This is a genomic window from Dyadobacter sp. CY347 (genome assembly GCF_021502655.1).
GTDB lineage: Bacteria > Bacteroidota > Bacteroidia > Cytophagales > Spirosomataceae > Dyadobacter.
In genome coordinates this window covers 138,638-163,853 of record NZ_JAKFFT010000004.1, presented here as the reverse complement: position 1 = coordinate 163,853, position 25,216 = coordinate 138,638, and the positions used below count along the sequence as shown (strand labels likewise).

General features: G+C 46.0%; 24 protein-coding genes. 16 read left to right on the top strand and 8 right to left on the bottom strand.

Going from position 1 to position 25,216, the window contains the following annotated elements:
- Positions 1-48 precede the first annotated feature (48 nt).
- Entirely contained in the window at positions 49-870 is an 822-nt protein-coding gene (thiD, locus tag L0659_RS08870) for a bifunctional hydroxymethylpyrimidine kinase/phosphomethylpyrimidine kinase (RefSeq protein WP_235125503.1), read from the bottom strand.
- A gap of 79 nt (positions 871-949) precedes the next feature.
- Here thiD and hxpB point away from each other — a divergent pair, with 79 nt between their 5' ends.
- Both hxpB and L0659_RS08860 read left to right on the top strand, forming a co-directional pair.
- The gene (gene hxpB, locus L0659_RS08865) at positions 950-1,624 is read left to right on the top strand and encodes a hexitol phosphatase HxpB (RefSeq protein WP_235125501.1); all 675 of its coding nucleotides are present in this window, start codon (positions 950-952) and stop codon (positions 1,622-1,624) included.
- Positions 1,625-1,652: 28 nt separating this feature from the next.
- The gene (locus L0659_RS08860) at positions 1,653-2,993 is read left to right on the top strand and encodes a PAS domain-containing sensor histidine kinase (RefSeq protein WP_235125499.1); all 1,341 of its coding nucleotides are present in this window, start codon (positions 1,653-1,655) and stop codon (positions 2,991-2,993) included.
- Here the strand turns inward: L0659_RS08860 and L0659_RS08855 are convergent.
- Positions 2,990-4,675 (bottom strand): amino acid permease, encoded by a 1,686-nt coding sequence (locus tag L0659_RS08855; RefSeq protein ID WP_235125498.1) that lies wholly within the window; start codon positions 4,673-4,675, stop codon positions 2,990-2,992. The two genes, L0659_RS08860 and L0659_RS08855, sit on opposite strands and share 4 nt — an antisense overlap.
- Before the next feature lie 206 nt (positions 4,676-4,881).
- Here L0659_RS08855 and L0659_RS08850 point away from each other — a divergent pair, with 206 nt between their 5' ends.
- The 7 genes from L0659_RS08850 to L0659_RS08820 all read left to right on the top strand — a co-directional run bounded on the left by L0659_RS08850 (position 4,882) and on the right by L0659_RS08820 (position 11,375).
- Positions 4,882-5,667: a phosphatidylinositol-specific phospholipase C/glycerophosphodiester phosphodiesterase family protein gene (locus L0659_RS08850; protein WP_235125496.1), complete on the top strand. Its 786-nt coding sequence runs from the start codon at positions 4,882-4,884 to the stop codon at positions 5,665-5,667.
- A gap of 109 nt (positions 5,668-5,776) precedes the next feature.
- Positions 5,777-7,126, top strand: coding sequence for an ethanolamine permease (eat, locus tag L0659_RS08845; RefSeq protein WP_235125495.1), 1,350 nt, complete (start codon positions 5,777-5,779; stop codon positions 7,124-7,126).
- Positions 7,127-7,319: 193 nt separating this feature from the next.
- Positions 7,320-8,054, top strand: a complete 735-nt coding sequence (locus tag L0659_RS08840) for a LytTR family DNA-binding domain-containing protein (protein WP_235125494.1) — start codon at positions 7,320-7,322, stop codon at positions 8,052-8,054.
- Positions 8,055-8,482: 428 nt separating this feature from the next.
- Positions 8,483-8,971 (top strand): hypothetical protein, encoded by a 489-nt coding sequence (locus L0659_RS08835; protein WP_235125493.1) that lies wholly within the window; start codon positions 8,483-8,485, stop codon positions 8,969-8,971.
- Entirely contained in the window at positions 8,959-9,660 is a 702-nt protein-coding gene (locus L0659_RS08830; RefSeq protein ID WP_235125492.1) for an NRDE family protein, read from the top strand. The genes L0659_RS08835 and L0659_RS08830 overlap by 13 nt, the downstream gene beginning before the upstream one ends.
- An 18-nt stretch (positions 9,661-9,678) precedes the next feature.
- Positions 9,679-10,722, top strand: coding sequence for a hypothetical protein (locus tag L0659_RS08825; protein ID WP_235125491.1), 1,044 nt, complete (start codon positions 9,679-9,681; stop codon positions 10,720-10,722).
- A 5-nt stretch (positions 10,723-10,727) separates the two neighbouring features.
- A complete protein-coding gene (locus L0659_RS08820) occupies positions 10,728-11,375 on the top strand; it encodes a hypothetical protein (RefSeq protein ID WP_235125490.1) in 648 nt (215 codons plus the stop codon).
- On the opposite strand, the gene L0659_RS08815 is transcribed toward L0659_RS08820, so the two are convergent.
- Genes L0659_RS08815 through greA form a run of 5 tightly spaced genes read right to left on the bottom strand, consistent with a single transcriptional unit; the run spans position 11,366 to position 15,799 of the window.
- Positions 11,366-12,634 carry an exo-beta-N-acetylmuramidase NamZ domain-containing protein gene (locus L0659_RS08815; protein WP_235125488.1) on the bottom strand — a complete coding sequence of 423 codons (1,269 nt, stop codon included), beginning with the start codon at positions 12,632-12,634 and terminating at the stop codon, positions 11,366-11,368. The genes L0659_RS08820 and L0659_RS08815 overlap by 10 nt on opposite strands.
- A 17-nt stretch (positions 12,635-12,651) precedes the next feature.
- Positions 12,652-13,704, bottom strand: coding sequence for a PA0069 family radical SAM protein (locus L0659_RS08810; RefSeq protein ID WP_235125486.1), 1,053 nt, complete (start codon positions 13,702-13,704; stop codon positions 12,652-12,654).
- A gap of 57 nt (positions 13,705-13,761) precedes the next feature.
- On the bottom strand, positions 13,762-14,832 hold the full coding sequence (locus L0659_RS08805; RefSeq protein WP_235125484.1) for a M42 family metallopeptidase: 1,071 nt from the start codon (positions 14,830-14,832) through the stop codon (positions 13,762-13,764).
- A 47-nt stretch (positions 14,833-14,879) separates the two neighbouring features.
- Complete coding sequence (locus tag L0659_RS08800) at positions 14,880-15,296, bottom strand: hypothetical protein (protein WP_310590692.1); 417 nt, start codon at positions 15,294-15,296, stop codon at positions 14,880-14,882.
- A 20-nt stretch (positions 15,297-15,316) separates the two neighbouring features.
- Complete coding sequence (greA, locus tag L0659_RS08795; protein WP_235125482.1) at positions 15,317-15,799, bottom strand: transcription elongation factor GreA; 483 nt, start codon at positions 15,797-15,799, stop codon at positions 15,317-15,319.
- 258 nt (positions 15,800-16,057) lie between these two features.
- Between greA and fmt the strand changes: the two genes are divergently transcribed.
- The 3 genes from fmt to L0659_RS08780 are packed head-to-tail and all read left to right on the top strand — an operon-like array spanning position 16,058 to position 18,299.
- Positions 16,058-16,951 carry a methionyl-tRNA formyltransferase gene (gene fmt, locus L0659_RS08790; protein WP_235125480.1) on the top strand — a complete coding sequence of 298 codons (894 nt, stop codon included), beginning with the start codon at positions 16,058-16,060 and terminating at the stop codon, positions 16,949-16,951.
- Positions 16,952-16,971: 20 nt separating this feature from the next.
- Positions 16,972-17,469 (top strand): dihydrofolate reductase, encoded by a 498-nt coding sequence (locus tag L0659_RS08785; RefSeq protein WP_235125479.1) that lies wholly within the window; start codon positions 16,972-16,974, stop codon positions 17,467-17,469.
- A gap of 41 nt (positions 17,470-17,510) precedes the next feature.
- Positions 17,511-18,299, top strand: a complete 789-nt coding sequence (locus tag L0659_RS08780) for an alpha/beta hydrolase (RefSeq protein WP_235125478.1) — start codon at positions 17,511-17,513, stop codon at positions 18,297-18,299.
- A gap of 77 nt (positions 18,300-18,376) precedes the next feature.
- On the opposite strand, the gene hslU is transcribed toward L0659_RS08780, so the two are convergent.
- A complete protein-coding gene (gene hslU / locus L0659_RS08775) occupies positions 18,377-19,774 on the bottom strand; it encodes an ATP-dependent protease ATPase subunit HslU (RefSeq protein WP_235125477.1) in 1,398 nt (465 codons plus the stop codon).
- Between the two features lie 202 nt (positions 19,775-19,976).
- Between hslU and L0659_RS08770 the strand changes: the two genes are divergently transcribed.
- The 4 genes from L0659_RS08770 to L0659_RS08755 all read left to right on the top strand — a co-directional run bounded on the left by L0659_RS08770 (position 19,977) and on the right by L0659_RS08755 (position 25,039).
- Positions 19,977-22,259: a GH92 family glycosyl hydrolase gene (locus L0659_RS08770; RefSeq protein ID WP_235125476.1), complete on the top strand. Its 2,283-nt coding sequence runs from the start codon at positions 19,977-19,979 to the stop codon at positions 22,257-22,259.
- Between the two features lie 127 nt (positions 22,260-22,386).
- Entirely contained in the window at positions 22,387-23,382 is a 996-nt protein-coding gene (locus L0659_RS08765; RefSeq protein ID WP_235125475.1) for an aldo/keto reductase, read from the top strand.
- A gap of 83 nt (positions 23,383-23,465) precedes the next feature.
- Positions 23,466-24,632: a PQQ-dependent sugar dehydrogenase gene (locus L0659_RS08760; protein WP_235125474.1), complete on the top strand. Its 1,167-nt coding sequence runs from the start codon at positions 23,466-23,468 to the stop codon at positions 24,630-24,632.
- Positions 24,632-25,039, top strand: coding sequence for a cytochrome c (locus tag L0659_RS08755; protein ID WP_235125473.1), 408 nt, complete (start codon positions 24,632-24,634; stop codon positions 25,037-25,039). Before L0659_RS08760 ends, L0659_RS08755 begins: the two co-directional genes overlap by 1 nt.
- Positions 25,040-25,216: the final 177 nt, after the last annotated feature.

Sequence of the window (25,216 nt, the reverse complement as noted above, 5' to 3'; positions counted from 1 at the left end):
AGACAACCTAGCTATTACTTACCCTAAATTTTTTTGGAAAAATTTATTTTAAACCAAAACCCGCATCGGCACGGGGTCGAAGAAATGGTTCAGCGGGCCGTTGCCGTTTCCGGTTTTGGCTTCTTTTCCTGCTTCGATGGCGGCGGAAATGTATTCTTTTGCGAAAATGATGGCTTCGGGGAGGGAATTTTTCCGGGCTTTGAATGTGGCGATGGCGGAAGATAATGTGCAGCCGGTTCCGTGGAGATTGGGGCTGGCAATGAAGGACGTTTCGAAAACCAGCAATTCCTGATTTTTTTGGGCCAAAACATCAAATAACTGATCGGAAACCATATGCCCGCCTTTGAGCAGGACAGCCTGGCAACCTTTCGCAATCATTTCCGAAGCCGCTTCCTGCATGGATTCGAGGGAATCTATTTCCCGGCCCAGCAGCAACCCGGCTTCATCAATGTTGGGCGTAACCAGATCGGCCATAGGAAATAACCTTTCCCAAAACACATTGATCATTTCAGCCGCCGCAAGCTTTGTTCCGCTGGATGACGCCATAACCGGATCAATAACAACGAATCCCGGCTTGAACTGCGCAATAATGTCAGCGATTACCCATGCATTCTCAACCGTCCCGATCATGCCGATTTTAACCGCATCTACCTGAATATCTTCTAAAACGGCCAGCAACTGTTCCTTTAAAAAATCAGCTGGAACCGGAAATATCGCCCTCACTTCCACTGTGTTCTGAGCTGTGAGTGCTGTTATTGCGGATAAACCGTTCCCGCCCAGAGACCCGATCGTCTTCAAATCTGCCTGAATTCCAGCGCCACCGCCGCTGTCTGATCCCGCAATGGTAAGTATGGTTGGATATCGGTTCATGAATGGTCCGCGATTTGTAAATACTTATCAGTGAAAGTAGTAGTTTTGAATAGTTTAAAAAAAACAGACCCACTTAATAATGATTAAAGCTGCCATATTTGACATGGACGGATTGCTGATAGATTCCGAGCCAATCTGGACAGACGCTGCGCGCAAAGTGATGCAAAGAGTAAATTTTACGATTTCCGATGCGCTGAAAAACCAGACGACCGGTCTTTCCATCAAACTTTTCCTTGAATATTGTCACAAAATCCAGCCCTGGAATACGCCTTCTTTTGAGGAATTAGAGCATGAAATCCTTGAATATGCCCATGAAAACATTCTGGCACACGCGGTGGCGATGCCAGGCGCGATTGAACTGGTCAAAAGCCTGAAAGCGCAGGGATTGAAACTGGCCGTGGCTTCGGCTTCGCATATGGACCTGATCGAAGGTGTGCTGAAAAGGCTCGAAATTATTGATTACTTTGACACCTGGCATTCGGGTGAGCTTGAAGAGTTCACAAAGCCGCACCCGGCAGTTTACCTGACGACGGCCGCAAAATTAGGGTTACGTCCCGAAGAATGCATTGCTTTTGAAGATTCGCATGCAGGCCTCAGATCGGCGCACGCGGCGGGGATGATCACGATTTCGGTGCCGGCAATGGAAGTTTATGAAGATGCCAAATTTGATATGGCACATTATAAGATCAATTCTCTTGAAAAATATATATTGAGCGAAATGTCCGGCGTGCCGCAGAGCGCGATCGAAAACTAATATCCCACCCCTTCTATTTGATTCATTAATGATCGGATTAAGACATTTCAGCATTGTGATCATGATCAGGATAGTAGTTATTATCCTGAGCGTCATTGCCCTGACCTGGCTCGCGGCCAGGCACACGAACGAAGTGCTCGTATATGTGCTGGGGACCATTTTCATCTTCGTCCAGGGATCATTACTGTATCAATATGTTACCAATGTTAACCGTAAACTGACTTATTTTCTTGAATCGGTTCGCTATTCGGACTTTACGATCAATTTCCGTTCGGACAATAAAATGGGCCGGACATTCAAGGAGCTTAACCAGCAATTCAATGAAGTGCTGCACGCATTCCGGCAAGCGCGGGCGGAAAAGGAGGCTAACCTGCAATATCTGAACACCATTGTGCAGCATATTGGAACCGGGTTGATCACATTTGACAGCAACGGACAGGTTAACCTCATTAATAATGCCGCCCTGCGCATGTTAGGCATTTACCGCCTCCATCAATTAAGCGAGCTAAAAGACAAGCACCCAAGACTTTACGAACTACTCTCCACGCTCGACAGCGGCGTGCGCGAGCTTTACCGGACGCCTTCCGACCAGCCGCTGGCATTGCAGGGCGCTGCTATTCAGCTTCGGGGAACGTGGGTCAGGATCGTCGTTTTGCAGAATATCCAGACGGAACTTCAACAGCAGGAAGTGGAATCGTGGCAAAACCTGACGCGGGTTCTGCGGCATGAAATTATGAACTCCATGACGCCGATTGTCTCGCTGGTAGGCACCATGCGACTGATTGTAAATGAGGACATTGAGAAATCAACCAGCGATCAGGAAGCGGTGAATGATTTGAAAGAAGCATTGCATACGCTCGAAAAACGCAGCAAAGGCATGATGCAGTTCGTGAATGCTTACCGTGATTTTACCACATTACCAAAGCCTGTTTTTGCCAATCTCAGTGTGGCTGAACTGTTTCAGGAAGTGATCCAGCTACTGCAAACGGACCTTACGGGCTCAGGTGTTTTGTGGAAAATTTCAGTAAAACCCGAAACGCTTACTGTGAAAGCGGACGCCAGCCAGATCCAGCAAGTGCTGATCAATCTGGTAAAGAATGCTTCGGAGGCATTCTCAAATCAAACCAACAGACTGATCACATTAAGCGCACATCAGTCTGATAGTGTGACTATTATTGATGTTGAGGACAATGGTGACGGCATTGAGCCAGAGGCGATTGAGAATATCTTTATCCCGTTTTATACCACCAAGAAAACAGGCTCCGGTATCGGGCTCAGCCTATCACGACAGATTTTACAGCAACACAATGGTCAGCTGAATGTATCCTCTCAAGTAGGAAAAGGAACCGTTTTTACATTGATTATTTAAGCTAACTTGCTCTTCCGGTATCCGTAGCTGAAATAGATCACAAGCCCGATCGCCAGCCAGATCACAAAAATCAGCCAGTTGGATGATCCCAGCTCGGTCATCAGATAAAGGTTCGTCAGAATTCCGGCAACAGGTAAAACTGAAAAATTGTGTTTATAGCCTAAAACGGCCAGAATGCACCAGGTAATCCAAAAAATGATCGTTAGCAGCTTATGCTCAACGATTTCCATGGCCGACATGGCCTTCCATTCCTCAATTACACTTTGCCCGTAAATACCTAGCCCGACAATGGCCAGGATGAGCACAATGCCGATCAGATATTTCCCGTTCAGGTAAGGAACACGGAATTTGGATTGTGCGGAAATGCCCGTGTGGTCCAGATAAAGGACGCCGCCGCAAACGAGGATGAATGCAAAGAACGTTCCTACACTGGTCAGGTCCACGAAGAAATCCATTTTGAAAAACAATGCAGGAATCCCTACAACAAAGCCAGTAACAATGGTTGCAAAGGATGGGGTCTGGTATTTTGGGTGGATTTTCGAGAATTTCTTCCAGAGCAAGCCATCACGGCTCATTGTCATCCAGATACGCGGCTGGCCAAGCTGATAAACAAGCAATGCACTCGTAATGGCAATCACGGAACTCACGGAAATAACGCCTGCCATGAAATCAAGGCCATTTTTTTCAAAAACAAATGCCAACGGATCGCTCACTTTCAGCTCCGTGTAATTAACCATTCCCGTCAGCACCAAGGTGATCAGCACGTATAAAACTGTACAAATGACCAGACAGTAGATCATGGCTTTGGGCATGTCGCGCTGCGGATTTTTACATTCCTCAGCAGTTGTCGATATCGAGTCGAAACCAATGAAAGCGAAGAAAACGGAAGCAACGCCGCCCATCACGCCTTTGATGCCATTGGGTGCAAATGGCGACCAGTTTTCGGGTTTTACATAAAACGCCCCCGCAAAAATCACCAACAATACAACTCCGATCTTCAACACAACCATAATGTTGCTGGCTGTCCTCGATTCGCGTATCCCAATGTAAACCAGCGCCGTAATGAACAATGTAACAAGTCCGGCGGGCAGATTCAGCATAATGTGCAGGTCGCCAATTACCGGAGACGTTTCGTAGGCAGCAGCTGCAAAACGCTCATAGGTGCTCATTTCCGAGGCTGCGGCGCTGTGTAATTTTGCAAATGCATCGGAGGCCGTTTCATAATTGACAGTAAGCCAGCCCGGCAAAACAATACCGAAACCTTTGAGCATTCCGGTAAAATATTCCGACCAGGAAATGGCCACAACCATATTCGAAACCGCATATTCCAGAATCAGCGACCAGCCAATGATCCAGGCAAACAATTCACCAAAGGCGACATATGCATACGTGTATGCACTACCGGATACCGGCACTGTGCTCGCGAACTGCGCATAAGATAATGCTGTGAAAACGCAGGCGATGGCCGTGAAAACGAACAATAATGACACGGCCGGCCCGCCATTGTAACTTGCAACGCCGATTGTACTGAAAATCCCTGCCCCAACAATCGCCGCGATGCCCAGGGAAACCAGGTCCCTTACGCCCAGGATCTTGGCTAATCCGCCGTTCTCAGCGGAATCGGCGTCTTTAAGTATTTGGCTAACTGTTTTTTTACGAAAGAGAGAAGAATTTTGTTTCATGCAAGCGCTGATTGGCAAAGATTCATTGTGTAATAAGTTGGCTAAAATAATGATATTCTCAACGCATCCTGCCAACCGTTGAAATTTTGTTCAATAAAATGCAAGTTTCCCGTAGAAAATTCTCCTGCATGAAATCAAACGCCCAAACAATGTGTTTGAGACCATATAATTACTTAATTTTCCGACTGGCAACCCCACCACTTTCCATGAAAAAAAACATTACACTACTCGTCCTCATGCTGCTTTCTGTCAGGATGTTGGACGCTCAGGACATTAAAGCTTACACCACGGCGCAGGCGCATTCGCACAATGATTATGAACGGCGCGGCGCATTTCACGATGCCATCGATCAGCAGTTCGGCTCCATTGAAGCGGATTTGTTTTTGGTGAATGATACGCTTTTCGTTGCGCACAACCTCAAAGATATTCATCCAAAAAGAACATTACATACGCTTTACATTCAGCCTATCCTGGCCCGAATTGAAAAGAACGGCGGCAGCATCTATCCGCAAAAAGATGTCCCGCTTCAATTTTTGATCGATTTAAAAACCGGCGCCACGGAAACGCTGGCGGCGCTGGTGAAAGAACTTGAACCGCATAAGCAACTTTTGGCCCCAAGCGGCAACCTGATGATCGTCGTCAGCGGCAACACGCCCGATCCCACGTATTTTGAAAAATATCCCGATTTCATATTTTTTGATGGCCGTCCAGAGATCACTTACACGCCCGACCAGCTCAAACGCATCGGCCTGATCAGTCAGGGGTTTGGAAAGTATTCAAAATGGAACGGAGAAGGCCCTATTCCCGAAAAAGACAAAAAAGCCATTCAGAAAGTGATTAAACAAACGCATGATCTTGGTAAAAAAATGCGGCTCTGGGCGACTCCCGACAATATTAATTCCTGGAAGATCATGATGGTTTTGGGTGTGGATTATCTGAACACCGACAAAGTGAGGGAAATGGGCGATTACCTGAGAACTGCCCCGCGCTGACATTTCAAAATAAAATTTAGGCATTTTTATAATTTTCGATAGTATCGAATGGCGTTTGAGGAGTTATAGGTTATATTGTATTGTTTTCTGATTCACCAACCTATCCTGCATGTCCTCCGATCAAAGCTCATCAGCGTCCGGCACCGCGCTCAAAAAAGTTTTAAAACCAATTCACCTCTGGGCCATTGCCGTCGGGCTGGTGATTTCCGGTGAATATTTTGGCTGGAACTATGGATGGGGTGTTTCAGGCACTGTGGGTTTTCTGATCGCGACCCTCGTTGTGACGCTGATGTACGTCACATTTATTTACAGCTTTACCGAACTGACAACCTCAATCCCGCAAGCCGGTGGCCCTTTTTCGTATTCACAAAGAGCTTTTGGCTGGTTTGGCGGTCTCATTGCCGGTTATGCAACCCTCGTGGAATTTCTGGTAACGCCGCCCGCTATTGCGTTTGCGCTGGGAAGTTATGCCCATTTCCTTTACCCGTCCCTGGAAGTGCTGGACGTTGCTTTTGCCTGTTATGTGATTTTTATTCTGATTAATTTACTGGGAATCAAGGAGTCGGCTATGTTTTCTCTGGTGGTAACGCTGCTTGCCGTTGGTGAGCTGCTTATCTACATTGGCATTGTAGCGCCCCATTTCTCATACGAAACGTTTGTAACCGAGCCGATGCCTTTTGGCTGGCCGGGCGTTTTTGCCGCATTGCCGTTTGCAATCTGGTTTTACCTGGCCATTGAAGGCGTGGCCATGGTAGCCGAAGAAGTGGAAGACCCTAAGCGGACCATTTCAAGAGGATACATTTACGGGATTCTTACATTGGTTGTGCTGGCGCTTTCCGTGATGATCTTTACAGGCGGCGTGGCACACTGGCGACTGCTCAGCGAGATCGATTACCCGCTTCCCGCTGCGCTTGGGATTGTGCTGGGCCGCGACAGTGCGCTTACACAGCTCTTCGCCAGCCTGGGATTATTTGGATTGATCGCTTCATTTCATGGCACCATTATCGGTTACTCTCGTCAGATCTTTGCATTAGCCAGGGCCGGTTTGCTGCCGTCGTTTCTGGGAAATGTAAATGCCAGATTTCAAACGCCGCACTGGGCATTGATCGCAGGCGGCATTGCGGGATGCGTTGCGCTGAAACTTGGGACCACCGATCAGGTGATCATTCTGGCAGCACTGGGAGCTGTTGTCATGTACATGATCAGCATGGTGGCGCTTTTTGAACTTCGGCGTAAAGAACCCAAATTGGAACGCCCGTTTACGGTTCCGGCCTACCCCTATTTTCCACTTATTGCACTGTTACTATCCACAGTGTGCCTCATTGCGATTGTTTATTACAATGTGGTGCTGAGCTTATGGTTTTTTGGAGGGCTGATCTTGGTAACCGTTCTGTATATGGCAACAGGCAGGCACAAAGTAGCTAAAAACGTAACGGTGGGAGAAGGCGAAATGAAATAAATATTTTCATATAGTATCTACCGGTTACTCAATTGTTTGGAAAATTTGGTCGCGACTGCCAACTAATTCGTATATTAAACTGGAATTCTTACTCAACGGTTAACTTAAAGTTAAAGCATCATAAAAACGCTAACATTGTCCTTGCGCTCATACCCTGGTTTTCCGGGCGCGGGTCTCCATTTTAACATCAAGAATGAATATTTTAATTGTTGAGGACGACCTGATTATTGCAAAACATCTTCAATATCTACTTAATGGCTTCGGTTACGATGCGAATGATGTCGCAACAGATTACAGCTCCGCTGTTGAGCTTCTGAACAGCAAGGTTTTTCATCTCGCGGTTCTGGATATTAGTATAAACGGTTACCAAACCGGGATTGATCTCGCGCATTACATCCGGGAAAATTTTAAGATCCCTTTTCTGTTCCTTTCAAGTCATGAGGACATTGCGATTGTCAATGCGGCTTTGCAGGCTTCTCCGCATGCATTTCTGCAAAAACCCTGTCAGAAAATTACCGTCTACACAGCCGTAAAGCTGGCTTTGACCAACTATCGCCTCGCGGCATTGGCGGGAGAATCCAACCAGGAAGAAAAGCAAGATTCGACGGTGATTAAAGACGCGCTTTTTATCAAAGAGAAGCATATGTTTACCAAAATCCTGCTGGCAGACATTCTATACATCCGCAGCGACGACAATTACCTTGAACTCCATACCAAAAAGAAAAAATATACGATCCGCGAAACATTGAAAAACATGCTTCAGCAATTGCCTCCCAATTATTTCTTCCGCGTTCACAAGTCCTTCATCATTAACCTCAATGCCATTACATCCATTAATTACATTCATGTGATGATCAATGACATTGAAATTCCGATCACGAATGACAACCGAAACGAGCTGCTCAGCCGTGTGAAGACATTCTCATGATTTCCGACTTTCACCCCGGAAAATGAATGCTTCACCCCATTATTTTGTCGGCAAAACAACTACGAATTATTATTACATCACGTAAGAGCCCTCTTCTATTTTATAATCATTATTTCGTTACAGAAGCCTGAACTTCAACCGCTAAGAAAAAAAATTGAAGTTCAGGCATCCATTTAGTTTGCAAAAACGTAAGTGGTATAAAATTGACATTTTTTTGCATAACGTCGACCATTATGCGCCGATATAACCTAAACTAAATCATTACCATTAGTATTTTTTTATTTTAATATCGTTGAGAATAATTAGACATCCCCGGGATTCAGTCCCTGGGATGTTTTGTTTTTTAATGTTGTTTTAATGTGTGGAATAATATTTTAGATAGAACGTTCTCAAAGTCCTATTCCGAATTTTAAACTCCGCTTTTTAGTATGCTCATCCAGGCAGTAAGACACACTTTGGACGAAATCGATCATTTTCTAAGTCAAGTTTCAGCCGATCAGTACACATATCCTTGTCCCGAACTAAGCGGTTCCACCATCGGGCAGCATACCAGGCATATCATTGAGCTTTTTGAATGCCTCATCAATCAATATGATGAGGGAACGATCAATTACGACAGCCGCTGCCGCAACCCGCTCACCGAAACATTGCCTGATTACGCCAGGAATTGCATTGAAAACGTTAAAAAATCTATTCATAGGCCTGATAAGGAGCTTATCCTGACCCAACAAATGGCAGGCGAACACATTACACTTCAATCAAACTATCATCGGGAACTGCTGTACAATTTTGAACATTGCATTCACCACCAGGCGCTGATCAAGGTTGCGACGGTAAGCATGCGCGATTTGCAGGTTCACGAAAATTTTGGCGTAGCGCCTTCTACCATTGAATTCAAGAAGCAATGTGCACAGTAACCTACATTTGGGCGAATGGCAAAGCGATCATCACGTCAAACCGCGACGAGCATGTGAACCGGCCCGCCTCCCTGCCGTTACAGCCGTATATCATTCATGGTAAGCGGGTAACGTTCCCAAAAGATCCTCAGGCTGGCGGGACCTGGTTTGCTGTAGATGAGGCTGCCAATGTAGGCGTTTTGCTGAATGGCGCAGCAAGCCGGCACATATCAAAAGGAAGTTACGCGAAAAGCCGGGGGCTGGTTTTGCTCGACATTATCACCGGCCGTTCGCCTATCGAGAGCTGGGATTCCTACGATCTGACTGGTATTGAGCCATTTACCATTGTGTTGTTACAGCAGGGAGATCTTTATCAGCTCCGTTGGGATTTTGTCAAAAAAGAGACCATTAAGCTCAATGCAAACGGAAACCACATCTGGTCTTCCTCAACACTTTATGCAAAAGAAATACAAGAAGAGAGAGAGCAATGGCTGCTGAATTTCCTGGCGGATAAGGAAGACATTCATGCCGAGGATATGAAGCATTTCCACATGTACGCAGGCAATGGTAATGAGGAAAATGGACTGGTCATTAACCGGAGCGACATCATGAAAACTTTCAGCATTACGCAGACCGTTATTGAACAGAATGAAGCAGAACTCTTTCATTACGACCTGCTGGAAGAAGAGTCGTTTCCATCTCATTTGTAATTATTTAACTTTTCTTTTTTGAAAAAAATATCACTCCTGATTCATAAGATCACGCATTGGGAATACTGGCCATTCGGGATTGTTTACATTCCGATGCATTTTGTCTGGTTCTATTATTCGTTCAGGGCGCGGTCATTTTTTTTCTTTAATGCAGCCAATCCGTCCATCAGAAATGGCGGTTTTTTAATGGAATCGAAAAAGGAGATTTATGATATTATCCCTGCCCAATTTTACCCTAAAACCATTTTAGTGACGCTGGGCAACGCTTTTGAAACGGCCAAAGAAAGCTGTATCAAAGCAGGTTTACATTATCCCCTCATTGCGAAGCCCGACATTGGAATGCGCGGAATGGCCGTGCAAAAGCTGGAAAGCGATTCTGATCTTTTAGCCTATTTCCATAAAGCCAATTTCAATTTTCTGATCCAGGAGTTTGTGGACTTGCCCAACGAAGTAGGGATATTCTACGTCCGTAACCCAGGCCAAAGCAAAGGGAAAATTACGGGAATCGTCGCCAAGGAATATCTGATCGTTACCGGCGACGGAAAATCGAGTTTGAAAAATCTGGTGGAAAGCAATCCTCGTTACCATTTACAATTGGGCGCGCTTGCTAAAATGTATGGGGAAAAATTGCTGAATGTTCCTGCACGCGGCGAAATGGTTAATCTGGTTCCATATGGCAATCACGCGAGAGGTTCAAGGTTCATCAATGCAACGCATTTGGCGACGGAGCAGCTTACGGACACCATAAACCGGCTCTGCACGCAGGTTCCGCATTTCTACTATGGCCGGTTGGACATTAAGTACGACACGTGGGACGAACTGGAAATCGGACGGAATATTTCCATCATCGAGCTTAACGGCGCCGGTAGCGAGCCTACCCATATTTACGATCCCGGACAATCCATTTTTACAGCCTGGAAGGAAATCAGCAGGCATTTCGGAATGCTTTTCAGGATCAGCATGATCAATTACAGGAATGGCTTTCCTTTTTTGAAATTCCGGGAAGGCCTGGAAATGTTCAGGCAAAACAGCCGGCACGTGCGGAAATTAGAGAGTTTTTGAAATAGATGAAAAGTCTGAAAAATTTGGGCGTTGGATTTCTTGTAAGCTTAGTAGGCTCATTACCAATGGGCTACATCAACATTGTGGCGCTCAAAATATTCGATACACAAGGCTTGCCCTCATTGATCTCCTTTTTGCTGGGCGTGGTAACAATCGAATTTTTCCTGATCCTGCTAACCCTTAAAGGAGCACAATGGCTGCTGGATCATGAAAAATTAGTAAAAGCGGCCGAGTTGCTTTCGATTGTATTCATTGTTCTTATTGCATTGTCCTTTTACGCGGAACCGGCTAATTCGTCTGGCAGCAACATTTCAAATCATTTTCTGGTCGCCTATCCGCCATTGGTCCTCGGGCTTTTTCTTAATACGATCAATTTTATCCAAATCCCTTTCTGGACTGGCTGGAATGTGTATCTGATCAACGCAGAGCTGATTCATGTGAAAGGAAAGCGAAAGTATGCTTACGTTACAGGCACATCAGCGGGCACATTCAGCGGAATAATGGTCTTTGTTCTATTTTTCCAACAACTTTTCCAGAAAGCTTCCGGGTTCAGCTCACAGCTGGCTTACCATTTCTTTCCGGCTATCATGTTGCTACTGGCCGTTTTTCAAGCATTTAAATTTTACAAAAAGCATTACAAAACTCAGGGATAAAGCAGATATTTTTTGCGCATATCCTTATAATTCCCCAAGCCCGGCTCCCAGCTTTTCCTGATTTCTTCTTCGGAAACACCTGCTATGATCTGCTTTTTAAGGTTTTCTGTGCCCGCTAACTTGTCGAAGCTGCCCATTTGCTTGCTTTGGCTCATGTCAAAAAACCGGGCTTTGTCGGGATACGCTTTATACATATCCATGATCCAGGCGAGATGCAGCTTCCCGGACTTTTCGAGTTTGGCAATGTCATACTTCCGAAGATCATGCCCAAAACATTCCTGGTCCATATGCAATGGCGATTCGCTCATTCCTTTGATGCTTTTTGGCGTAAAGACGAAATCAAATTTCCCTTTCAGCAGAGGCGCACCAAGCACTGTAAATGGCATATAAGTCCCGCGTCCCTGGCTTATGATGGTGCCTTCAAACATGCAAATGTGCGGGTAAAGCATCACCGATTGCTGCGTGTTCAGGTTTGGAGAAGGCATAATGGGCAATGTATAGGGCGTTTTGTGATCATAATTGGCTACTTTAATGATCTTCAATTTGCACAGCATTTTATTGGGCAGCCACCCCTCGCCGTTGATCATCTGTGCCAATTCTGCAATCGTCAAACCATGCGCAATGGGAATTTTATACATGCCAATGCCAGAGCGCAATTGATCTTCGAGTATCGGGCCGTCCACTAAAAAACCGTTCGGGTTAGGGCGATCCAGAATCAGCATTTCCTTATTTGTCTCGGCGCAGGCTTCCATGACATGCCCTAATGTATTGATATAAGTGTAAAAGCGCGCCCCAACGTCCTGAATATCAAATATCATCAGGTCAATGCCTGCCATTTGTTCCTTAGTAGGCTTTTTTTGCTTTCCGTACAGCGAAATCGCGGGGATGCCTGTTTTTGGATCCACACTGTCGCTTACTTTATCACCATTGCTTGCCGTTCCGCGAAAACCGTGTTCCGGGCCGAATATCATCACAACATTCACACCCAATGCCACCAGGCTATCCACAATCGGCGTTTTTCCGATAATGGAAGTCTGGTTAACCAATATTCCAATCTTTTTTCCTTTCAGATAATCCAGATATTCCGAAACCTGATCCGCTCCCGTAACCGGCGACTTGGCAGGCGAAATGGTGTTTTTACCAACATTTAAGGAATCGCCTTCTGTTAAGGCGGGCGTCTTTTGAGAGGAAGAGTTAACGCAATTGCTGAACAAGCAAATGCATAGTGTGAGGCATAGCCATGTGGAAATTGATTTCATTGGACTTTGGATTAATTTCAAAACAAACGCATTTGCCCGGCCCGCATAAATTGGGTTGTATCAAGTCCGGGTAACTCTTTATCTTTAAAATATTTGCGGCAGGCATGGGCGTGAAGTTGCCTGATGTTCTCTGCAAAATTCCCTTCTCCTACCATTCTGTGCCCGAATTGGGAATCGTTCAAATTGCCACCGTGGCATTCCGAAATCTGGTTCAAAACTTTTGCAGCGCGGTCAGGAAAATGATGATGGATCCATTCTTCAAATAATGTCGAAATGGCGCCATTCAGTCTCACGATCGTATAATTCGCCCATAATGCGCCGTTTTCGGCAGCGGCCTGCACAATCGCCGGGATTTCGTGGTCATTCAGCCCCGGAATGATCGGCGCTGTCATGACGCCCATCGGCACCCCTGCTTCGTGCATGGCCTTTACAACCTGTAACCTTCTTTTTCCGGTAACGGTCCGGGGTTCCAGTGCACCGCGAAGGTCTTCATTAAGCGACGTGATGGAAATGGCGCCATGCACGAGGTTCAGCTTCGCGAGCTTTTCGAGCACATCCAAATCCCTCAGTACCAAAGCATTCTTGGTCAAAACACTCACCGGATTCCGATAGCGCAGACAGATTTCAAGCATTTGCCTGGTTAACCGGTATTTCTTTTCTCCCGGCTGATAGCAATCCGTGTTTCCTGAAAAATGAATGACCTTAGGCTCCCAGGTTTTGGAATTAAACATCTTTTCCAGCAGCTGCGGGGCGTTTTTCTTAACAATAATCTTCGTTTCAAAATCCAGCCCTGCGGAATAGCCCCAATACTCGTGAGAATTGCGGGCATAACAATAAATGCAACCGTGTTCGCAGCCCCGGTAAGGATTAATCGAATGGAAATGACCCAGATCCGGGCTATCCGAAACGCTGAGTAATGTTTTGGAATGCTCTTCGATAAACTGTGTTTTAGGATTCACCGCCGGTTCTTCCCATTGCTGCCAATCTTCGGATATGTATTCTATTTCATGCTTGAAAAATTTGTTATGGGTATTGATAGCAGCCCCACGGCCCCGCGCCCTGTTGTCCATTGTTGGTTGATGATCATAATTTGTTGATGAAATTGCTAACGATGCTGTGTGAAGAAATTATTTAATATACCGGAAGTCTTCATCTCCTTTCAAAGACAGCAAGACGTCGTACATTAATTGAATAACATTTTTAACATCCTCTTTATGAACCATTTCCACTGTTGTGTGCATGTATTTTAGCGGAAGGGAAATCAATGCTGACGCGATGCCTTCGGTTGAGTAGGCAAATGAATCCGTATCGGTTCCTGTTGAGCGGCTTACGGCCTGGCGCTGAAATGGGATCTTTTTCTCGTCGGCGATACGGATCAGCAGGTCGCGCACATTGTTCTGTACAGCGGGTCCGTAGCAGATTACCGGTCCGCCACCGCTTTTCAGGTCACCTTGCTCCTTTTTGTTGTACATCGGCGACTGCGTATCGTGCGTGACGTCGGTTACGATGGCCAGATTTGGTTTCAAACGACGCGCGATCATTTCCGCTCCGCGCAATCCGATTTCCTCTTGCACCGCATTCACCACATATAATGTAAACGGCAGGCGAACATTGTTTTCATGCAGCATCCGCGCCACTTCGGCGATCATAAAACCACCCATTCTGTTATCTAGCGCGCGTCCGAGGTAGTATTTTTCGTTCAGTTCGTCCAGTCCGTCTGCAAATGTGGCCACTGTTCCTACGTGAATACCCATTTCCAGCACTTCGTCTTTTTTAGACGCGCCAACGTCGATAAAGAGTTCGTGCACCTTTGGTACAGAATCCTTTGCGACGTCCCTGACGTGGATCGCTGGCCAGCCGAACACGCCTTTTACAACGCCTTTTCCTGTATGCAAATTCACCCGCATGGAAGGCGCAATGATCGCATCCGAACCTCCATTGCGACGCACGTGAATGTAACCGTCATCCGTAATGTAATTGACAAACCACGAAATTTCATCGGAATGTGCTTCAATCACCACTTTGTAATCCTGGCCTCCGCCGATCACGCCCACAGCAGTTCCGTAGACGTCCACAATCGTCTCTTCAATGTAAGGCTTAATGTAATCCAGCCATATTTGCTGACCGCTTGCCTCGAACCCGGTCGGCGATGCATTGTTCAGGTATTTATAAAGAAATTCTCTGCTTTGATCTGACATATTTTTTTTAATTACTTACTTAAAATGCTGTTGTCCGACGCTAAATGTTACGTCTTTTTTTGTTTTAAATACCCCCAAAAAGCCCATAATGGCCTTTTTCTGAGATAATCCAGATCGCCCTGATGCTGATAAGCTTCCCGCTCAAATGAAATGTGGAGATAGGCGAGAAAATGTTTTTTGTACTGGATCAGCCGGACTAAATACTCGGCAAAATACCAAATATAAAAGACAATCAAACCCAATTCAAGCTGTTGCTGCAAATGGATTTGCTCGTGGTTGATCAGGAAGCGGCTGCATGGTTTTTTTCTTACCAAAATGAACGGAAACAAGGCCATTCCCTCCACCCGAAGGAAAGATACATTCAATAAAATGCCTTTGAATTTCATAGCGGCGACTCCTGTTACAAACCAATTTAAAACAAAAATGTTGGATTGCGAATGATCAAACATTCTCCAATCCAACATCCTATTTATGCATTGCGAAATTACTCGCTGAACCTGCTGATATCCAGAACTTCAAATTCCATCAATCCCGCAGGCACCTTAATTTCCGTTGTATCTCCAACTTTTTTACCAAGCAAACCTTTTCCGATCGGCGATCCTACCGAGATCTTACCCGTTTTAAGATCTGCTTCTTCTTCCGAAACCAAAGTATATGTAACTTCCATTCCATTCTTACGGTTTTTGATTTTCACTTTGGAAAGCACCGCAACCTGCGAAGTGTCAATCGACGACTCGTCGATCACCCGCGCATTCGACATGATCTCTTCAAGCTTGGCGATTTTCATTTCATGCATTCCCTGCGCATCCTTTGCTGCATCATACTCTGCATTCTCGCTCAAATCACCCTTATCCCGCGCTTCTGCAATCTGTTTTGCGATCTCCGTGCGGCCTTTTGTTTTCATATCATTCAGCTCATTCTTCAGCTTATTTAATCCTTCTTCCGTATAGTATGAAATTTTAGCCATGACCTTAAATTGGTTAATAAGTCTTTTAAATTTTGAAAATTGGGTAAAAAAAAAGAACGGCTCTAAGACCGCTCTACAAGAGTTACAACACTCGTAGTAGAAGGCTAGAAAACCCTATCTTTTCGGTTCGTATATGATTTCGTCTGTATCATAATTTTCTGTTAAGAACGACAAAAATAACAATATTTGTAAATGGTATCACCATTTTTTATCCAAAAGCGGTAACAATCTATGTCAACCCCATTAAGAATAATTTTCATGGGAACGCCCGAATTTGCGGTCCCAAGTTTAAAAAGTCTGGTCGAAAGCAATTCTAATGTTGTGGCTGTCATAACTGTTCCCGACAAGCCCGCAGGCCGCGGCCAAAAGCAAACCGCATCCCCTGTGAAAATTTATGCAGAAGCCCAGGGCATCCCCGTTTTGCAACCTGAAAAACTTAAAAATCCTGAGTTCCTGGAAGAGTTAAGATCCTATCAGGCCGACTTGCAAGTGGTCGTTGCATTCCGTATGCTGCCCGAAGTGGTTTGGAGCATGCCGCCGAAAGGAACATTCAATTTACACAGCTCACTTTTACCACAATATCGCGGTGCCGCGCCTATCAACTGGGCCATTATCAATGGAGAAACCGAAACCGGCGTTACTACATTCTTTATAGAAAAGGACATTGACACCGGGAAGATCATCTTCCAGGACAGAGAACCCATCCATCGGGAAGATGACGCGGGATCTTTATATGAACGCTTAATGGAAAAGGGCGCAGAACTGGTTGTAAAAACGGTGCAAGCCATCGAAGCCGGTGACTATCCGCAGGAGCCGCAAGAAGAACCAGCCGAAATCCGCTCGGCACCCAAAATCTTCCGCGAAACCTGCGAAATCAATTGGCATAAACCCGCAGCAGAGATCCACAATTTCATTCGCGGCCTCTCCCCCTATCCCGCCGCCTGGACCACCATCAATGGTCTTTCCTGCAAAATCTTTAAATCCAAAGTGGTTGACTTCGAAGAAAACGATGCGCCGGGCCAGTTCCGCACAGATGCCAAATCCTACCTGCACTTCAAGACCGGCGATGGTTGGCTATCCATTGAAGTTTTGCAACTGGAAGGCAAGAAGCGAATGGAAATTGGGGATTTTTTAAGGGGGAACAGGCTTTGACCAAAATTTAACATTACGTAATGCTAATATCAATCATCGTTGCCGTTTCTGAAAACGGCGTTATAGGAAAGGATAATCAGTTACTTTGGCGATTGCCGGATGATTTGAAACGGTTTAAGCAGCTTACGCTGGGGCATCCGATGATCATGGGACGGAAAACTTTTGAATCCATTGGAAAACCTTTGCCCGGCCGGACGTCCATAGTCATCACCAGTCAGAAGGATTATGATGTGGAAGGCGTTCTCGTTGCACATTCACTGGATGAGGCGCTGGACATGGCCAGGAACGCGGAGGAATCCGAGGCCTTCGTGATCGGTGGCGGGGAAATTTACAAGCTGGCGATGCCACTTGCAGACCGGCTATATGTGACGGAGGTCGAAACAAATATCGATGGCGACACATTCTTTGCAATCACCGATCCGGATGCATGGAAAGAATCGGAGCGGATTGGGCATGAGGCAGATGAGCGGCATAAATGGAAATTTGCGTTTGTAAATTACATTAAACAAAAATTTTAATAAGTACCTTTGGGGCATAACCCACAGTGATTATCAGCACAATGCAAGTTTTAGAAGAAAAAACAGCACTATCACCTATCATCGAGGTGCTTTCGGAGACATTTGAAATTCCTCAGCTCAAAAAAAAGCGGCGTGTCCACGTTTTGCTTCCCCACGATTACTACGAGAATCAGGAACAGCGCTATCCGGTCCTTTATATGACGGACGCGCAAAACCTTTTTGGCGAAGGCTCTCCTTATGGCAATTGGGAAATTGATAAAAGCCTTACCCAGCTGGCGAAGGAGGAAAAAGCCGGCGTCATTATTGTAGCCATTGACCATGGCGATGAGGAGCGTATCAATGAATTTTCTCCTTATGACAATCCACGGTTGGGAAAAGGTCTTGGTTCATTATTCCTGCGCTTTGTTGCGGAAACGCTCAAACCGCATGTAGACGCCACCTACCGCACGAAACCCGAGCGCCTGAGCACAGGCATGGGCGGAAGCTCGGTGGGCGGATTGCTCAGTATTTATGCGGCGCTCATGTTTCCACATGTGTTTGGACGTCTGATGATCTTCTCGCCTTCGTTATGGATTTCGCAAAAGGTTTATTTCGATGCGATTCACTTTTTCGAGCCTTTTGAGACACGCATTTATTTATATGCGGGTGGAAAAGAAGGAGCCAATATGTTACCAAACTTCGAAAAATTACATAAAACGCTTGAAAACCAAGGCTTTGGTTACAAGCGTGTAAAAATCAAAAGTTCAATCGATCCGGAAGGAGCGCACGAGGAGAAGCAGTGGAACAAAGAGTTTCCAATAGCATTGAAATGGCTGTTTTTTGAAGAATAATTTATTAACGCATTAAAATAGAAAAGGGAGAGCGGCGCATGGCCGGCTCTCCCTTTTCTATTATCGAGAAACTCTCTTTACAAAATATACTGACTCAGATCCCTGTTCTTCACCAAAGCAGAAAGCTTTTCCGAAACCAGTTCGGCAGTGACAACAATGTGTGAATCGGCACCGATCACATCCGGAATGTCAAACATAAAATCATTGAGCAGCAAGCTCATAACCGTTTGCAAACGGCGTGCGCCAATGTTTTCGACCTCGCTGTTCACTTCAAAAGCAATTCTGGCGATTTCCTTCAATGCGCCGTCTTCAAACTCCAACTCCACGCCTTCCGACTCCATCATGGCTACATACTGCTTGGTAAGGGCGTTTTTTGGTGTTTTCAGGATCTGGTAAAAGTCTGCTTCTGTTAAGCTGTTGAGTTCAACGCGTATCGGGAAACGTCCTTGCAACTCCGGGATCAGATCGGAAGGTTTTGCAACATGGAATGCACCGGCTGCAACGAAAAGAATGTGGTCCGTGTTGATCACGCCGTGTTTTGTATTTACGGCACTTCCTTCCACGATCGGAAGCAAGTCGCGCTGAACGCCTTCGCGGCTTACATCCGGGCCTCCGCCTCCGCCTGAGCGGCTGGATGCCACTTTATCAATTTCATCAATAAATATGATCCCTAAGTTCTCCGCTTTTTTGATCGCCTCCATTTTCACTTCATCCATATCGATCAGCTTGGAAGCTTCTTCGTCCAGAAGGATTTTTCTGGCTTCTTCAACGGTCACTTTGCGTTTTTTGCCTCGGCGCGGCATCATGTTACCGATCATTTCCTGAATGTTCATCATCGAAACATCGTCCATTGCGCCGCCGATCATGCCCACATTGGGGGCCTGGTTTTGCTGCACTTCAATATCGATCTTGCGGCTATCCAGCTCGCCGTTACGGATTTTTTCACGAAAACGCTCTCTTGTGCGCTGGTTCAGTTCCGCATCGTTTTCAGGCATCACTTCGGATGTATTATTGTCTGGCTGGATCTTAACTGAACTTGAACCGTGAACGGGCGGGATCAATGCATCCAGGATAATGTCTTCCACTGCCTGCTCGGCTTTGAGCTTTACTTCTTCTTTTTTCTGCGTCCGCACCATGCCCACAGCCTGCTCCACCAAATCGCGGACCATGCTTTCCACGTCCCGTCCTACATAACCGACTTCTGTGAATTTGGAAGCTTCCACTTTTACAAATGGCGCATCTGCAATCTTAGCCAGCCGCCGCGCGATCTCGGTTTTACCGACACCCGTTGCGCCGATCATTAATATATTGTTTGGAATAATTTCCTTTTGTATGTCCTCCGGACTATTCATTCGCCTCCAACGGTTCCTTAATGCGATAGCGACATTGCGCTTTGCGTCATTTTGTCCGATGATGTATTGGTCAAGCTCGAAAACGATCTGACGCGGGGTTAGGCGATTTAAGTGTTCAGTCATGTGATTTAATATCGATACGTATTATAATTGGTTTTATCTCGAAAAAGGGCCTTGCTTTTTAACAGCGGTGAAAAGAATTATGCCGGTACAAAATGTCATGCTGCCGGGTTTCGGGAAATCTTTTGGCTGTTTACATTTTGTACATAGCCTTCCATTACCTTTGTTTTCTCTTCAAGTTTCTGTAAAAAGATTTGTTTATCATATGAAAAAAATCCTGCAAGCCCTTTACATTCTGGTTGCAACTACTCCTCTCCTTTTCGCCCAAACACCCGCCGGGAACGATCTGGTGGACCTCGTGAACCCGCTGATGGGGACGCAGTCTAAATTCAGCCTTTCCTCGGGAAACACTTATCCTGCGATTGCATTGCCCTGGGCGATGAATTTCTGGATGCCGCAAACAGGCAAAATGGGCGACGGCTGGGCTTATATGTATGACTCCGAAAAAATCCGTGGCTTCAAGCAAACCCACCAGCCAAGTCCCTGGATCAATGATTATGGCCAGTTTTCAATTATGCCTGTCACAGGAAAATTAAAAATTGATGAAGAGAGCCGCGCAAGCTGGTTTTCACACAAGGCAGAGGTTGCAAAACCACATTATTACAAAGTTTACCTGGCCGATCACGACGTTACTACGGAGATCGCACCGACTGAAAGAGCAGCGCAATTCCGCTTCACATTCCCACAAGCCGACAGCTCATTTGTGCTTATCGATGCATTTGACAGGGGTTCTTACATTAAAATTATCCCGGCTGAACGCAAGATCATTGGTTACACAACCAAAAACAGCGGCGGCGTTCCGGCTAACTTCAAAAACTATTTTGTAGTCATTTTTGACAAAGCATTTACCTTCTCGTCTGCCTTCCACGGCAAGACATTGGCCAAAGATACATTGGAACTGAAAGCCGGCCACGTGGGTGCGGTTGTTGGTTTCAAAACCAAAAAAGGCGAACAGATCGGCTTGAAAGTGGCTTCTTCATTCATCAGCCCGGAGCAGGCAGAACTGAATTTGCGGCGAGAAATTGCCAGCGACAACTTTGAGGCAACCAAAGAAAAAGGCCGCAATGCATGGAACACGGAGCTGTCGCGTATACAGGTGGAGGGTGACAACAAGGACCAGATCCGTACATTCTATTCATGTTTGTACCGCGTGCTTTTGTTCCCAAGAAAGTTTTACGAATTTGATAAAGCCAACAAGATTGTACATTATAGTCCATATAGCGGCGACGTAAAACCCGGTTATATGTTTACGGATAACGGCTTCTGGGATACATTCCGGGCGGTTTTCCCCTTCTTTACATTAATGTACCCAACGCTTAATGCGCACATTATGGAAGGTTTGGCCAATGCTTATGACGAAAGCGGTTACCTGCCCGAGTGGGCCAGCCCCGGCCACCGCGATTGTATGATCGGTTCCAATTCGGCATCGTTGATCGCAGATTCTTACATTAAGGGAATCCGAGGTTATGACATCAACAAGCTGTATGAAGCGGTGATTAAAAACACCGAGAATGCAGGCCCTGTAAGTTCAGTGGGCCGTTTTGGCCATGAATATTACAATGAGCTGGGTTATGTGCCTTATGATGTGAAAGTAAATGAAAATGTGGCGCGTACGCTGGAATATGCATATGCAGATTTTTGCATCGCCCAACTGGGAACCGCATTGAAAAAGCCTCAGAAAGAGGTTGATCTGTATCTCAAAAGAAGCCAGAATTACCGCAATGTATTTGATCCTGAAACGAAGTGGATGCGCGGAAAGATGAAGGACGGACAGTTTCAAAAGCCATTTAACCCGTTCAAATGGGGCGATGCATTCACCGAGGGAAACAGCATTCACTACACCTGGTCTGTTTTTCAGGATGTGAAGGGCCTAATCGGCCTGGTTGGCGGCAGGGAAGCATTTGTCCAGAAACTGGATACGGTTTTCACATTGCCTCCTATTTTTGACGATAGTTATTACGGATTCCCCATTCACGAAATCCGCGAAATGCAGATCATGAACATGGGTAATTACGCGCATGGAAACCAGCCGATCCAGCATATGATTTACCTTTATAACTATGCAGGAGCACCTTATAAGGCTCAATATTGGCTGCGCCAGGTGATGAACAAGCTTTATCAGGCAGCGCCGGACGGTTACTGCGGGGATGAAGACAATGGTCAGACTTCGGCCTGGTATGTGTTCTCTTCGCTGGGCTTTTATCCGGTAACACCCGGAACAACGCAATATGTGATCGGCTCGCCGCTTTTCAAGAAAGCCACATTGACGATGGAAGACGGTAAGAAATTCACTGTCCAGGCTCCGGCTTCCAATGATGCCAATATGTACATTCAGGGTGCATCGCTGAATGGTAAAACTTACGGCAAAACATTCCTAGAACACGCCGACATTCAGAAAGGCGGCACGGTGCAATTCAACATGGGCGCACAGCCTTCTAAAACCTGGGGAGCCGGTGCAGACGCAGCGCCGTTTTCGCTGACCAAATAGAAGTCGTTTTCTTATTAAAACTGGCAATGGGCCAGGGCAATTCCAAATTATTCCACTTTTTAGGTCTGGCAAACCGGGAAGTGGAATAGTTATTTGAGATAAACCAAAAAAACTAAATCAATTCACAATGCAATACAGGAAACTAGGAAACTCTGACCTGGAAGTTTCGGTGATCACTTTTGGCGCCTGGGCAGCAGGCGGCTGGATGTGGGGCGGAACAGAGCGAAGCGAGGCTGTTAAGGCCATCCAGGCTTCATATCATGCCGGAGTTACTTCGATAGACACTGCGCCGGTTTACGGACAGGGATTAAGTGAGGAAATCGTTGGGGAAGCAATCAAAGATCTGCCGCGGGATAAAGTTCAAGTCCTGACCAAATATGGCATGCGCTGGGATCTTGCAAAAGGAGATCTGGCCATGCACAGCAAAAACAATGCAGGCGAGGACATTGACATTTATAAATACGCAGCCAAAGACAGCATTATCAAGGAATGTGAAGACAGCCTCAAACGCCTCGGAACGGATTACATTGACCTTTATCAGATTCACTGGCACGATAAGACCACTCCGATCGAGGAAACAATGGAAGCCGTTTCGCAGCTCATACAGCAAGGGAAAGTTCGGCACGCAGGCGTTTGTAATTATGATGCAGACCTGATGCGCGAAGCAGCGCAGTACATTGATCTCGTTTCGGACCAGGTTCCTTACAGCATGGTGAAGCGTGAAATTGAGAAAGAATTGGTGCCTTACTGCATTGAAAACAACAAATCCATATTGGCATACAGCCCGTTGGAACGTGGATTACTGACTGGAAAGATGAAGCCGGGCCACAAATTCGCTGCGGACGATCACCGGGCTTCCATTCATTTTTATAAAGATGAAAACCTGGAAAGGGTTAATGCATTTCTGGATAAGATCAAGCCTATTGCAGACACTAAAAATGCAACACTTGGCCAGCTTGTACTGCGGTGGACGGTAGAGCAGCCGGGCATCAGCATTGCGCTGGTGGGTGCGCGGGACGCAACCCAGGCACTACAAAACGCAGCAGCCATCGATATTTTGCTGAGTGCAGAAGAAATCAACACGATCACGGCGGAATTGGATAAGCTCCAATTAGTTAAATAATCAGGGAAGGCCGCAAGGCCTTTCTTTTTGTTATCTTTGACAGGTTCACCACGAATTAAATCAGGCATATTTTATCCAACTTTATGAACAAAAACATTCCTTTCCTTAAAAAATATCTTCCCGTCGCATTGGGAGGTTTATTGCTTACCGCCTCTATCGGATTAATGAGTAACAGCGGTCTTGAACCCGGCAAACTCTCAGAAGCAAACCTGAAAGTGGACACGGTTGCCTCAGGGCTTACCATGCCATGGGCTTCTGCATTATTACCAAATGGCGATATGCTGGTTACCGAGCGCGGCGGAAAACTGCGGCTGGTAACAGGCGGAAAACTTGATCCACAAGAAATTACGGGCGTTCCCGAAGTCTTCTACAAAGGACAAGGCGGCTTGCTGGATGTTGCATTGCATCCGGATTACAAAACCAACGGCTGGATTTACATTAGCTATTCATCCCCGAAAGCAGCGGGCGAAGAAGGGGAAGATGGCGGCGCCAACACAGCCTTGATGCGTGCAAAATTGAAAGACCATGCATTAACTGACATTCAGCCATTGTTCAAAGCCATTCCGAATGTGAAGGGAAGCCCGCATTACGGCGGACGCATTGTGTTTGATAAAAAAGGTTACGTTTTCCTTTCCCTGGGCGAGCGCGGACAGAAACAAAATGCGCAGGATCTTGGAAAAGATCAGGGCAAAGTGATCCGTTTGCATGAAGACGGCAAAGTTCCGAATGATAATCCGTTCGTAAAAACGGCTGGCGCGAGACCGGAGATCTGGACTTACGGCCACCGCAATCCGCAGGGAATGGTTATCCACCCGACCACGGGCGTAATCTGGGAGCATGAACATGGTCCACAAGGGGGCGACGAGCTTAATATCATTGAAAAAGGAAAAAATTACGGCTGGCCGCTGATCACTTTCGGGATCGATTATGACAACAGCATTATTTCAAAAGATACTGCACGTGCAGGTTTGGAACAGCCGGTTGTTTACTGGAAACCGTCCATCGCGCCTTGCGGAATGACATTCGTTACGAGTGATAAATTCAAGGATTGGAATGGCGATTTGCTGGTTGGCTCGCTCAAATTCATGTATCTGCAGCATTTGGTGGTTAAAGGAAATAAAGTGATCAGCCGCGAAATTATTTTTGATAAGATCGGTCGTGTGCGGGATGTGCGCCAGGCGTGGGACGGCAACATTTACGTGGTGCTCGAAAATTCAGGAAAAGTAGTCCGCATCAGCCCAAAATCGTAATGAAAAGTATTTTCGCATTACTAACGGTCGCTGTATTCTGCTCGGCCATGTTACCGCAGGACGATGAGCTTGCCAAAAGCATGGAGCGGGGCAAAATGGTGTATTCCGAAAACTGCATAAGCTGCCACATGGGCACTGGCGAAGGCGTAACGGCTACGTTTCCGCCATTGGCAAAATCGGATTATCTGATGAAAACGCCGGAACTTGCGATCAAGGCGATCAAATATGGTCTTATAGGCAAGATAAAAGTGAATGGCGTTGATTATGACAACATGATGCCAAACCCGGGGATAGGCAATGATGAAATTGCCGATGTTACAAACTACATTATGAACACCTGGGGCAATTCGTCCGAAAAGAAAATGATTACGGAGAAAATGGTTGACGAAATCAAGGAGAAGAAATAAGTTGACCAAAAGCTTGATATAGAACAGGATCGCCATAAACGATCCTGTTTTTTTTGTTTTTATATAAATCCGAATGCCTGTGACATGGCAACCAGCATTACTATTTTAAATAAATCTAAATAAACGCTTGGTTCAAAAAAATTGCCGTACGATATTTGCCACCCAAAATACTATTTA